The organism is Bordetella sp. 2513F2, assembly GCF_054642735.1.
The window spans coordinates 1,577,452-1,589,424 of sequence record NZ_CM137755.1 but is presented as its reverse complement, the minus strand read 5'-3'; the positions used below and the strand labels follow the sequence as shown (position 1 = coordinate 1,589,424).

Sequence of the window (11,973 nt, the reverse complement as noted above, 5' to 3'; positions counted from 1 at the left end):
GGCTGTCTCGGGTGTGGATTGTGGTCCGGAGATTTTACGCCTGCCCCGCCGCCCTGCCCTACTTGCCGCTGGCCAGGATGCGCCGGCGCTGCGCCACGGCCTGGGCCAGGCGCGCCAGCACCCGCTCGGAAGTTTCCCAGTCGATGCAGCCGTCGGTGATGCTCTGGCCATAGACCAGCTCCTGGCCGGCCACGAGATCCTGCCGGCCCGCCAGCAGGTGGCTCTCGATCATCATCCCCACGATGCGCGACTCGCCGCGTTCGAGCTGCTGCGCCACGTCTTCCGCCACCAGGGGCTGGTTCTCGGGCTTCTTGCTGCTGTTGGCATGGCTGGCGTCGATCATGACGCGCTGGGCCAGGCCGGACCTGGCCATGTCCTGGCACGCCGCCTCGATGCTGGCCGCGTCGTAGTTGGGGCTCTTGCCGCCGCGCAGGATCACGTGACAATCCTCGTTGCCTGCCGTCGAAACGATGGCCGAATGTCCGCCCTTGGTCACCGACAGGAAGTGATGCGGCTGCGACGCCGCCTTGATGGCGTCCACGGCGATCCTGACGTTGCCGTCGGTGCCGTTCTTGAAGCCCACCGGGCATGACAGCCCGGAAGCCAGCTCGCGGTGCACCTGGCTTTCCGTGGTGCGCGCGCCGATGGCTCCCCAGGAAACCAGGTCGGCGATGTACTGCGGGGTGATCATGTCGAGGAACTCGCAGCCCGCCGGCAGCCCCAGGCTGTTGATGTCGAGCAGCAGCTGGCGCGCCACCCGGATTCCCTTGTTGATATGGAAACTGCCGTCCAGATCCGGGTCGTTGATCAGGCCCTTCCAGCCCACCGTGGTGCGGGGCTTCTCGAAGTAGACCCGCATCACGATCTCGAGGTCGGCGGCGTGGCGCCGGCGGGCCTCGCGCAGTCGTGCGGCATATTCCATGGCGGCGCGCGTATCGTGGATCGAGCAGGGCCCGATCACCACCGCCAGGCGGTCGTCCATGCCATGCAGGATGCGGTGCAGGCTCTGGCGCGCGCCATACACGGTTTCCGAGGCCTCGCGCGTGCACGGGAATTCGCGCATGACGTGGGCGGGCGGGTTCAGCTCTTTGATCTCGCGGATGCGCAGATCGTCGGTATTGTGGGACACGGAACGGCTCCTGGGGTGTATACCCGCCAGCGTGACGGCCACAAAAAAGCCGCCAGGGGCGCTGGCGGCTTCTTGGGGATACTAGCGTGCTTTCAGTTGATGCGCGCCCCTTCCTCCGCCAACGGCTTCAGAAAACCATAAAAGTAAAAATAAAAGGCGGGGGACGCGAATTTCATAGCACGGACTCTAGCACAAAAAATACCGGGCGTCATCGTATGGCATGTTCAGGCCGTGCCGCCCACGGTGAGGCCGTCCATGCGCACCGTGGGCATGCCCACGCCCACCGGCACGCTCTGGCCGTCCTTGCCGCAGGTGCCCACGCCCGAATCCAGGCGCATGTCGTTGCCGATGAGGCTGACCCGGTTCATGGCATCCGGGCCGTTGCCGATCAGCGTGGCGCCCTTCACCGGATAGGTGATCTTGCCATCCTCGATCATGTAGGCCTCGGAAGCCGAGAACACGAACTTGCCGTTGGTGATGTCGACCTGTCCGCCGCCGAAATTCGCGGCATACAGCCCGCGCCCCACCGAGGCGATGATTTCCTCGGGCGGCGTGGCGCCCGCAAGCATGTAGGTATTGGTCATGCGGGGCATGGGCAGGTGGGCGAAGGACTCGCGCCGGCCGTTGCCGGTGGCGCCGGTGCGCATCAGCCGCGCATTGAGCGTGTCCTGCATGTAGCCGCGCAGGATGCCGTCTTCGATGAGCACGTTGCGCTGCGTGGCATTGCCCTCGTCGTCGATGTTGAGCGAGCCGCGCCGGCCCGGCAGCGTGCCGTCGTCGACCACGGTGACGCCGGGCGAGGCCACGCGCTCGCCGATGCGCCCGGAGAACACGCTGGAACCCTTGCGGTTGAAGTCGCCTTCAAGCCCGTGCCCCACTGCCTCGTGCAGCAGGATGCCGGGCCAGCCGGAACCCAGCACCACCGTCATTTCGCCGGCCGGCGCAGGCCGGGCCTCGAGATTGACCAGCGCCTCGTGCACGGCGCGGTCGACATAGCCGCGCAGCACCTCGTCGGAGAACATGTCCAGCCCGACGCGGCCGCCACCGCCGCCGTGGCCCATTTCACGGCGGCCATTCTGCTCCGCAATCACGGTAAGCGACAGGCGCACCAGCGGACGCACGTCGGCCGCGAGCCGGCCGTCGCTGCCGGCCACCAGAACGACGTCATACTCGGCACCCAGGCCAGCCATGACCTGGATCACGCGCGGATCGGCAGCGCGGGCCATGCGCTCGGCCTTCTCGAGCAGCGCGACCTTGTCGGCCGCGCTCAGCGTGGCGAGCGGATCGATGCCGGCATACAGGCTGCGCGCATCGTCGACCGGCACCTGCGCCGCCACCTTGACCCGGCCCGCGCCGCGCCGGGCGATGCCGCGCACGGTATGGGCGGCCGACAGCAGCGCATCGGCCGACAGGCTGTCGGAGTAGGCGAAGGCGGTCTTCTCGCCGCTGACGGCGCGCACGCCCACGCCCTGGCCGATGGAGAAGCTGCCGGTCTTGACGATGCCTTCTTCCAGGCTCCAGCCTTCGCTGCGGGTGTATTGGAAATACAGGTCGGCATAGTCGACCTTGTGAGTGAAGATCTCGCCCAGGGCACGGGCCAGGTGCGCTTCCGTCAGACCCCAGGGGTCGAGCAGCAGGGACTTGGCGGTGGCCAGGGACTGGATGGCGGGGTCGATGGGTTTCATGGCTTCCGTTTACAAAACGCGATGGCGCAGCGCCGGCAGGGCGGCGCGCACTTCGGAAAGGCGCTCAGGCTCTATGGTACCGCCGATCACGCCCGGCCCCTCCTCGCGCACCGCCACCACCTCGCCCCAGGGGTCGACCAGCATGGTGTGCCCCCAGGTGCGGCGGCCATTGGGGTGGTGCCCCCCCTGCGCCGGCGCCAGCACGTAGCACTGGTTCTCGATGGCACGGGCCCGCAGCAGCAATTCCCAGTGGGCCCGGCCGGTGGTGTAGGTGAATGCCGCCGGCACCAGGATGAGGTTCACGGGTCCCATGGCCCGGTAGAGCTCCGGAAAGCGCAGGTCGTAGCACACCGAAAGCCCGACAGGTCCGCAAGGGCCGTCGAATACCCGCACGTGTTCTCCGGGACGTATCGCCACGGATTCATCGTAGGATTCCGCGCCGCGCTGGAAATTGAATAAATGGATTTTGTCGTAGCGCGCCCGCACGGCGCCGTCGGGGCCATGGACGAGACTGGTGTTGAATACCCGCTGCGGGTCCGGGCAGGCCAGCGGCAGCGTTCCGCCCGCAAGCCAGATGCCGAGGCGCGCGGCGGTTTCCGACAGAAACTGCTGCACCCTGCCCGCGCCCTCCTGCTCCTTGATTGCCAGTTTGTCCGCGTCGCGCCTGCCCATGAAACAGAAATATTCGGGCAGCCCGACCAGCATCGCGCCGCCGGCCGCGGCTTTCTCTATTAACTCGCGCGCCTGTTCCAGGTTTTCATCGACGTCGGGCGCACTCACCATCTGTATGGCTGCAACCCGCACCGGGCCTGGGTCTGCTTTCAAATTGCTTTCTATCATGATACAAATTCGTCCCTATCCGGATACTGACCCGACAGTACAACTTCAGTATTATTGAGTCCGCAAAACCATTAATTCGAGCCTACCGAATCAATTTCAACATGGCTCTGTCACTAAAATCAGGAAGTATCATGCCCCGTGAATCCTATGCCACGCTGCAAGCCAAGATAGAAAAAGAGATCTCCAAGCTCCAGAAACGCGCCGAAGCTCTCCAGACCAAGCGCCGCAAACCGGTGATCGCATCCATCGTCAAATCGATGCGTGAATACGATATTACGCCGGAGGAAATCGCCGCGGCCTTTTCCTCCACCAAGCCGGCTGGCCGCACCGCAGCCCGCCGCAAGGCGGCCGCCGCTCCTGCGGCGGCCAAGCGCCCGGTGGCCCCCAAATACCGCCATCCCAAGACGGGCGAAACCTGGAGCGGCCGCGGCAAGGCGCCGCGCTGGCTGGTGGCCGAGGAAGCCGCCGGAGTCGACCGCTCCAGCTTTCTTATAAAGTAAAAACACGCCGTCAATCATGAAAAAAGCGCGCCAATGGCGCGCTTTTTTCATGCAGTAACACCCCGTATTATTGATCAACGATTCAACGGATATTCCACGCGCCGCTCGGCGCCATTATTTCCGGGAAAACCGTCGAAAATGGCGCGCACCAGGTAAGGCATGGCCCGCACCAGGTCATCGCGATCTGATACCAGGTAGGCGGTGGCGCGGTAAACCTCGGTGCCCTGGCGCGCCGTATCGCGGATTTCCAGGCGCAGCGTATTGCGGAACGCGGCCACCGGCACGTCCACCCAGCCGGGTCCGTACCAGCCCGGGCCGATCCAGCCTGGCCCCCAATAGCCGGGGCCTCCCCACCACGGCGGGCCATAGAAGCCGGGGAAGTAGGGATCGTATGGCCGGCGCTGCATCACCTGCGTGGGCGTGGACTCGTAATGGAAACTCACGGCAAAGCGGGCGGACTCGCCGGCCTGGGCTTCGACCAGGCCGGTGGCGCCGATGCCGGCGCGCACCATGTCCTGGTAAGCCTGGTATTCGAGGTTGTTGCGCTGGGCGGGCTGCGGGTCGAAGCGGTAGCGCTGCCCTTCCACCCCTGCCGGCCATTGCTGGAACGTGGTGACCCGGGTGGCCACGGTGGGCGCGGCGCAGCCGCCGAGCAGCGCAGCGCCCAGGGCCAGCGCCATGGCGGCGCGGCGCACGGGGGGCGGCAGATTGAGGGTGTCGAACATAAGCAGAACCTCCGGTCCGCAGCGTAGCGGGATGGACAATTTGACCACGGCGCGTGCGGGAAGTTTTGCGTCCGGAGAGCCTGGCGCCCCGCCCCGCATACTGCCGGAAGCCGGTCCAACAGGGCCTACAATACGGCATCACCATTCTGCACCGTGGAGCGCCATGCGTACCGAAACGCCCGTAACCATCCATCGCAAGGATTATCGGCCCTACCCGTACGCGATTCCCCAGGTGGACCTGGTATTCGAACTCGATCCCGAAGCCACGCAAGTGCAGTGCACCATGCGCATCGAGCGTCGCCTGGGCGAGGCCGCGGATACGCCGCTGGTCCTGGACGGCGAGGATCTCGAGCTGCTTGCGCTGCATGTCGACGGCAAGGCCTGGCCTGCCTCGCGCTACGCGATCGAAGACGGCAACCTGGTCGTCTCAGGCCTGCCGGCGCAGGCCGAGGTGCGCATCCTCAGCCGCTGCCATCCCGAAGCCAATTCCACGCTGATGGGGCTGTACGTGTCGGGCGGCAATTTCTTCACCCAGTGCGAGGCCGAAGGCTTCCGCCGCATCACCTGGTTCGCCGACAGGCCCGACGTCATGTCGCGCTACCGGGTCACGCTGCGCGCCTCCACCGACTACCCCGTCCTGCTCTCCAACGGCAACCTGCTGGGCACCGCCGAGCTGCCCGACGGGCGCCACGAGGCCCGCTGGGAAGACCCCTTCCCCAAGCCCTGCTATCTGTTCGCGCTGGTGGCCGGCCGTCTCACGCATCGCGAGACGCGCGTGCGCACGCAATCGGGCCGCGAGGTGCTGCTGCAGGTCTACAGCGATCCGGGCTCCGAATCGCGCACCGAATGGGCGCTGGAATCGCTGGTGCGCGCGCTGCGCTGGGATGAGCAGCGTTTCGGGCTGGAGCTCGACCTCGACCGCTTCATGGTCGTGGCCGTGCGCGATTTCAACATGGGGGCCATGGAAAACAAGGGCCTCAACATCTTCAACGCCGCCTATGTGCTGGCCGATCCCGACACCGCCACCGACGCCAACTACGAGGGCATCGAATCCGTCATCGGGCATGAGTATTTCCACAACTGGACCGGCAACCGCGTGACCTGCCGCGACTGGTTCCAGCTCAGCCTCAAGGAAGGGCTCACCGTCTTCCGCGACCAGGAATTCAGCGCCGACATGATGGCGCGCGACCTCGACGCGGCCGCCGCCGCCAGCGCCCGCGCCGTCAAGCGGATCGACGACGTGGCCACGCTGCGCGCCGCGCAGTTCCCCGAGGATGCCGGGCCGATGGCGCACCCGATCCGGCCCGACAGCTACCAGGAGATCGGCAACTTCTATACGGCCACGGTGTACGAGAAAGGCGCCGAGGTGATCCGCATGCAGCATACGCTGCTGGGCGAGGAGGGCTTTCGTGCCGGCATGGACGAGTACTTCCGCCGCCACGACGGCCAGGCCGTGACCTGCGACGATTTCGTCGCGGCCATGGAGTCGGTCTACATGCGCCAGCATCCCGGCCGCGATCTACGCGTATTCCGCAACTGGTACAGCCAGGCGGGCACGCCCCGCGTCAGCGTGGAGCTGGCCTACGACGCCGCCGCGCAACGGTGCACCATCACGCTGGCCCAGCGCTGCGACCCCGTCGGCGTGGAGCGGCGCGCCGGCAACAGTGCCAAGCAGCCCTTCCACATTCCGTTCGCGGTAGGCCTGCTCGACCGCGCCGGCCAGCCCCTGCCCCTGCGCCTGAACGGTGCGCAGCACGACACCGCGCTGCTCGAACTCACCACCGAACGCCAGCAATGGGTGTTCGAGGGCATTCCTTCCGAGCCCGTGCCCTCGCTGCTGCGCGGCTTCTCCGCGCCGGTGATCGTCGACTATGCGTGGCGCGACGATGAACTGGCCCTGCTGTCGGCGCACGACACCGATCCCTTTGCCCGCTGGGAGGCCGGCCAGGAACTGGCCACGCGCCAGATCCTGGCGCTGGCCCGGCAGCACCAGGCCGGCGCCCCGTTGCAGGCGGACCCGGCCTTCGTGCAGGCCTGGCGCGCCCAGCTCGTCGATCCGGCGCTCGACGCCGCCTACCGCGCGCGCGTTCTGGCCCTGCCGTCGGAAAAGACCCTGGCCGAGCGGATGGACCGCATCGATCCGCCGGCGCTGGCCGCTGCGCGCGACTTCCTGCGCGCAGAGCTGGGCCGCCGGCTGGCCGCCGAATGGCGCGCGGCCTTCGACGCCAACCAAACCCCGGGCCCGTACAGCCCCGCCCCCGGGCCGGCAGGCCGGCGCGCGCTGAAGAACCAGGCGCTGGCCCACCTGATGGCCGCCGGCGTCGACGGCGCCCAGGCGCTGGCCCGGCAGCAGTACGAGCAGGCCGGCAACATGACCGACAGCATGGCGGCGCTGTCCGCGCTGCTGAACTACGGCACGGGCGATGCCCCGGCGGATGCCCTGGCCAGCTTCTACGCCCGCTGGCAGGGCGATCCCCTGGTGGTGGACAAATGGTTCACGCTGCAGGCCACGGCCCGCAGCACCGACGTCGCGGCGGTGCGCGCCCTGATGGCCCACCCCGCCTTCACGCTGCGCAATCCCAACCGGGCGCGCGCCCTGGTATTCCAGTTCTGCCTGAACAACGCGCGCGGGATGCATCGGCCTGATGGTGCAGGCTACGGCTTCTGGGCCGAGCAGGTCGTCGCGCTGGACGCGCTCAATCCCGAGGTGGCCGCCCGCCTGGCCCGCGCGCTCGACAACTGGTCGCGCTTCGTGCCGGCGCTGCGCGAGCCCATGCACCAGGCACTGCAGCGGGTGCAGGCGCACCCCGGGCTGTCGCGCAACGTCATGGAAATCACTTCGAAAGCATTGGAATTCGCCGATCAGGCGTAGGAGACTTCATTGAAACGCAAAACCCTGACGCAGTATCTCGTCGAACAGCAGCGCTCGGCCCAACTGCTCAAGCCGGAAGTGCGGCTGTTGATCGAGGTCGTGGCGCGCGCCTGCAAGGCCATCAGCCATGCCGTGGGCAAGGGCGCGCTGGGCGGCGTGCTCGGCAGCCTGGAATCCGAAAATGTCCAGGGCGAGGTCCAGAAGAAGCTCGACGTGCTCTCCAACGAGATCCTGCTCGAGGCCAACGAATGGGGCGGCCACCTCGCCGCCATGGCATCGGAGGAGATGGAAACCATCCACCTCATCCCCAATCGTTATCCCAAGGGCGAATACCTGCTGCTGTTCGATCCGCTCGACGGCTCCTCGAACATCGACGTCAACGTCTCGATCGGCACCATATTCTCGGTGCTGCAGGCGCCGCACGATGCCGCCGGCCGGGAAGTCTGCGAAGCGGATTTCCTGCAGCCCGGCAGCCAGCAGGTGGCGGCGGGCTACGCGGTGTACGGCCCGCAGACCATGCTGGTGCTCACCGTGGGCAACGGCGTGGTGGGCTTCACGCTCGACCGCGAGATGGGCTCGTGGGTGCTCACCCACGAGGCCCTGCGGATTCCCGGCGACACCAAGGAGTTCGCCATCAACATGTCGAACATGCGCCACTGGGCGCCCCCGGTGAAGCGCTACATCGACGAGTGCCTGGCGGGCAAGACGGGGCCGCTCGGCAAGGACTACAACATGCGCTGGGTGGCCTCCATGGTGGCCGACGTGCACCGCATCATGACCCGCGGCGGCATCTTCATGTATCCCTGGGACGCGCGCGAACCCAGCAAGGCCGGCAAGCTGCGCCTGATGTACGAAGCCAACCCCATGAGCCTGCTCATCGAGCAGGCCGGCGGCGCGGCCACCACGGGCACGCAGCGCATTCTCGACGTGCAGCCCGAGGCCCTGCACCAGCGCGTCAGCGTGATCCTGGGCTCGAAGAACGAGGTCGAGCGCGTGGCCCGCTACCACGCCGAGGCGGCCGGCAACTGAAGCCTTCCTGCTCCAAGGAAAAAAGGCGTGCCGCAGGCACGCCTTTTTTCCTTGATGCGGCCGGAAGTCCGGCCACCGCGTCAGTCTTCGATATCCTCGATGCTCCGGACGTCGTCCTTGTTCACGCGTACCGTACGCCCGTCCTTCTCATACTCATAGAAGCCGGTGTCCTCGTTGTATTCCGGCCGGTCCGAGGTGAGCGTCTGGCTGCCGTCGCGCCCGCTCACCACCGAGGGCGAGGAGCAGCCGGCGAGTGCGCCGGTCGCTGCGATTACGGCCGCGAGAGTCACGGTTTTCAGGCTCATGGATATCCTCCGTCTTGTGAAACGTGGGACAACTTTAGAGCCTCGCCGGCCCGACCGAGGTGACGGGTTGTGGGCAAAATGCGTAGGACTGTAATGATGCGCCCCCATTTATCCCCCGGAGGGCCCGCCGGCACGCCGCCCCAGGGGTCGCCATTGCAAACAGCCCCTAACGGGGCTTTACACTTTGGCGTGTGCCTCGATGTAACGCTGCACCGCCAGGCGGTCGCAATCCATCACGGTCACGCGCTGCGGCATGGCTTCGAGGTCGGCCAATGCCGCCGGCGGCGGCGCCGGACGCCCCAGCGCCTCCTGGATGGTGTCGGAGAACTTCGCAGGCAGCGCGGTCTCGAGCACCAGCATGGGCACGCCCGGCTCCACATACTGGCGGGCCACCCTCACCCCATCGGCGGTATGCGGGTCGATCAGCATGCCGGTGATGTCGTAGGTGGCCTTGATGGTGGCCAGGCGGTCGGCGTGCGTGCTCACCCCCGCGACGAAGCCATACCGCGATTCGAACAGCGGCTTCATGGACGAGAGATCGAAATAGCCATCGCTCGCCAGGCTGCGCCACAGCGCGTGCAGGCGCTGCGTATCGGCATCGACCAGGTCGTAGACGAAGCGCTCGAAGTTGGACGCGCGCGAGATGTCCATCGACGGGCTGGACGTGGCGTAGGTGTGCTCCGGGCCGCGCGGCCGGTACACGCCGGTGCGGAAGAACTCCTCGAGCACGTTGTTCTCGTTGGTGGCCAGCACCAGCCGGCGCACGGGCAGCCCCATGCGGCGGGCGATGTGGCCCGAGAGGATGTTGCCGAAGTTGCCGGACGGCACCGCGAAGGAGACCTCCTGGCCGGCCGCCGTGGTGGCGCGCAGCCAGCCATGGAAGTAGTACACCACCTGCGCCGCGATGCGGGCCCAGTTGATGGAGTTGACCGCCCCGATGCGATAGCGGGTCTTGAAGTCCAGGTCGCCGGCGAGGGCCTTGACTATGTCCTGGGCTTCGTCGAATACGCCGCGCACGGCCAGGTTGTGGATGTTGTCGTCCTGCAGCGAATACATCTGGGCCCGCTGGAAGGCGCTCATGCGGCCGTGCGGCGACAGCATGAAGACCGCGATGCCCCGCTTGCCGCGCAGCGCATATTCGGCGGCCGAACCGGTATCGCCGGAGGTGGCGCCCAGGATGTTGAGCGTGGTGCCGCGCCGGGCCAGCACGTACTCGAAGACCTGGCCCAGGAACTGCATGGCCATGTCCTTGAAAGCCAGGGTCGGGCCTTCTGACAGGCCCAGCAGCTGCAGGCCGCCGTCGAGCGGGCGCAGCGGCACGATCTCGTCGCTGCTGAACACGCCAGGCCGGTAGGCCGCGTGCGTGAGCCGGCGCAGGTCATCGGCCGGGATGTCGGTGGCAAAGCGCGACAGCACCTCGTAGGCCAGGTCGGCATACGGCAGGCCGCGCCACGATTCCAGGGTGTCGGCGTCCACGCGCGGCAGCGACTGGGGCACGGCCAGGCCGCCGTCGGGCGCCAGGCCTTCGAGGAGTATGTCGGAGAACGCTTGCGGCGCCATGCCGCCGCGGGTCGATACGTACTTCATGTGAGGTTCTCGATACGCAGCCGCGTGACCTGGGAACGGACGAACGGCATGGCCTCGATCTTGCCGATGGCCTGGTCCACGTTGCCCTCCTGGGCTTCGTGCGTGAGGAAAATGATGTCCGCGCCGCCGATGTGCGAGGGCTGCTGGATCATCGATCCGATGGAAATGCCGTCGTCGGCCAGGACGCGCGCGATGTCGGCCAGCACGCCGGGCTGGTCGTCCACGCGCAGCCGCAGGTAGTACGAGGTGCAGACGCGGGCGATCGGCAGGATCTCGAGGTCGGACAGCGCTTCGGGCTGGAACGCCAGGTGCGGCACGCGGTTGCCCGGATCGGCGGTGTGCAGGCGGGTGACGTCGACCAGGTCTGCCACCACGGCCGAGGCCGTGGGCTCCTCGCCCGCGCCCTGCCCGTAGTACAGCGTAGGGCCCACTGCGTCGCCGCGCACCAGCACGGCGTTCATGGCGCCCTCGACATTGGCCAGCAGGCGCTCGGCCGGCACCAGGGCCGGATGCACGCGCAGTTCGATGCCATCCGTGCGGCGCTTGGTGATGCCGAGCAGCTTGATGCGATAGCCCATGCGCTCGGCATGCGCGATGTCTTCCTGGGCCAGGTGCGAGATGCCCTCGATGTAGGCCTTGTCGAACTGCACCGGCACGCCGAAGGCCAGGGAAGCCAGCAGCGTGAGCTTGTGCGCCGCGTCCACGCCTTCCACGTCGAAGGTGGGGTCGGCCTCGGCATAGCCCAGGCGCTGCGCCTCGGCGAGCACGTCGGCGAACGGCAGCCCCCGGCTGCGCATCTCGGAGAGGATGAAATTGGTCGTGCCGTTGATGATGCCGGCCACCCACTCGATGCGGTTGGCCGTGAGGCCCTCGCGCATGGCCTTGATGATGGGGATGCCGCCCGCCACGGCGGCCTCGAACGCCACCATCACGCCGCGTTCCGAGGCGGCGGCGAAGATTTCGTTGCCGTGCTTGGCCAGCAGCGCCTTGTTGGCCGTGACCACGTGCTTGCCCTGGGCAATGGCCTCGAGCACCAGTTCGCGCGCCAGCGCATCGCCGCCGATCAGCTCGACCACGATGTCGATGTCCGGGTCGCGCACCAGTTCGTGCGGATCGGCCGACACCGGCACGGCCTCGCCGACCTTGCTGCGCGCCTTGACGACGTCGCGCACGGCGATGCGGGTCACCTCGATGCGGCGTCCGGCACGCCGGGCGATCTCCTCGGCATTGCGCGACAGCACGCTCCAGGTGCCTCCCCCGACCACGCCCAGGCCCAGCAGGCCCACTCGCATGGGGCGGAT

At 67.3% G+C, this 11,973-nt stretch carries 10 protein-coding genes; 3 read left to right on the top strand and 7 right to left on the bottom strand.

The window, feature by feature from the left end; genetic code table 11:
• Positions 1–58 precede the first annotated feature (58 nt).
• From aroG to ACYBYQ_RS07520, 3 genes are all read right to left on the bottom strand, one after another.
• Positions 59–1,129, bottom strand: a complete 1,071-nt coding sequence (gene aroG, locus ACYBYQ_RS07530; protein ID WP_459618133.1) for a 3-deoxy-7-phosphoheptulonate synthase AroG — start codon at positions 1,127–1,129, stop codon at positions 59–61.
• Positions 1,130–1,353: 224 nt separating this feature from the next.
• Positions 1,354–2,814 (bottom strand): metalloprotease TldD, encoded by a 1,461-nt coding sequence (gene tldD / locus ACYBYQ_RS07525; RefSeq protein ID WP_459618132.1) that lies wholly within the window; start codon positions 2,812–2,814, stop codon positions 1,354–1,356.
• A gap of 9 nt (positions 2,815–2,823) precedes the next feature.
• Positions 2,824–3,654 carry a carbon-nitrogen hydrolase family protein gene (locus ACYBYQ_RS07520; protein ID WP_459618131.1) on the bottom strand — a complete coding sequence of 277 codons (831 nt, stop codon included), beginning with the start codon at positions 3,652–3,654 and terminating at the stop codon, positions 2,824–2,826.
• 131 nt (positions 3,655–3,785) lie between these two features.
• Between ACYBYQ_RS07520 and ACYBYQ_RS07515 the strand changes: the two genes are divergently transcribed.
• A complete protein-coding gene (locus ACYBYQ_RS07515) occupies positions 3,786–4,154 on the top strand; it encodes an H-NS histone family protein (RefSeq protein WP_459618130.1) in 369 nt (122 codons plus the stop codon).
• Between the two features lie 74 nt (positions 4,155–4,228).
• Here ACYBYQ_RS07515 and ACYBYQ_RS07510 read toward each other — a convergent pair whose 3' ends face one another.
• Positions 4,229–4,879, bottom strand: a complete 651-nt coding sequence (locus ACYBYQ_RS07510) for a DUF4136 domain-containing protein (protein ID WP_459618129.1) — start codon at positions 4,877–4,879, stop codon at positions 4,229–4,231.
• Between the two features lie 163 nt (positions 4,880–5,042).
• On the opposite strand from ACYBYQ_RS07510, the gene pepN reads away from it, so the two are divergent.
• Together pepN and ACYBYQ_RS07500 are read left to right on the top strand one after the other, a co-directional pair.
• Positions 5,043–7,751, top strand: coding sequence for an aminopeptidase N (pepN, locus tag ACYBYQ_RS07505; protein WP_459618128.1), 2,709 nt, complete (start codon positions 5,043–5,045; stop codon positions 7,749–7,751).
• A gap of 9 nt (positions 7,752–7,760) precedes the next feature.
• Positions 7,761–8,780: a class 1 fructose-bisphosphatase gene (locus tag ACYBYQ_RS07500; RefSeq protein ID WP_459618127.1), complete on the top strand. Its 1,020-nt coding sequence runs from the start codon at positions 7,761–7,763 to the stop codon at positions 8,778–8,780.
• A gap of 80 nt (positions 8,781–8,860) precedes the next feature.
• Here ACYBYQ_RS07500 and ACYBYQ_RS07495 read toward each other — a convergent pair whose 3' ends face one another.
• The 3 genes from ACYBYQ_RS07495 to ACYBYQ_RS07485 form a co-directional block, all read right to left on the bottom strand.
• The gene (locus ACYBYQ_RS07495) at positions 8,861–9,085 is read right to left on the bottom strand and encodes a YgdI/YgdR family lipoprotein (RefSeq protein ID WP_459618126.1); all 225 of its coding nucleotides are present in this window, start codon (positions 9,083–9,085) and stop codon (positions 8,861–8,863) included.
• Between the two features lie 177 nt (positions 9,086–9,262).
• Positions 9,263–10,672: a threonine synthase gene (gene thrC, locus ACYBYQ_RS07490; protein WP_459618125.1), complete on the bottom strand. Its 1,410-nt coding sequence runs from the start codon at positions 10,670–10,672 to the stop codon at positions 9,263–9,265.
• Complete coding sequence (locus ACYBYQ_RS07485) at positions 10,669–11,973, bottom strand: homoserine dehydrogenase (RefSeq protein ID WP_459618724.1); 1,305 nt, start codon at positions 11,971–11,973, stop codon at positions 10,669–10,671. Before ACYBYQ_RS07485 ends, thrC begins: the two co-directional genes overlap by 4 nt.

Bases quoted from the DNA above. Each gene is read 5' to 3' on its own strand.
- thrC (WP_459618125.1), bottom strand. From the start codon at position 10,672: ATGAAGTACGTATCGACCCGCGGCGGCATGGCGCCGCAAGCGTTCTCC.
- tldD (WP_459618132.1), bottom strand. From the start codon at position 2,814: ATGAAACCCATCGACCCCGCCATCCAGTCCCTGGCCACCGCCAAGTCC.
- ACYBYQ_RS07520 (WP_459618131.1), bottom strand. From the start codon at position 3,654: ATGATAGAAAGCAATTTGAAAGCAGACCCAGGCCCGGTGCGGGTTGCA.
- ACYBYQ_RS07515 (WP_459618130.1), top strand. From the start codon at position 3,786: ATGCCCCGTGAATCCTATGCCACGCTGCAAGCCAAGATAGAAAAAGAG.
- ACYBYQ_RS07510 (WP_459618129.1), bottom strand. From the start codon at position 4,879: ATGTTCGACACCCTCAATCTGCCGCCCCCCGTGCGCCGCGCCGCCATG.
- pepN (WP_459618128.1), top strand. From the start codon at position 5,043: ATGCGTACCGAAACGCCCGTAACCATCCATCGCAAGGATTATCGGCCC.
- ACYBYQ_RS07495 (WP_459618126.1), bottom strand. From the start codon at position 9,085: ATGAGCCTGAAAACCGTGACTCTCGCGGCCGTAATCGCAGCGACCGGC.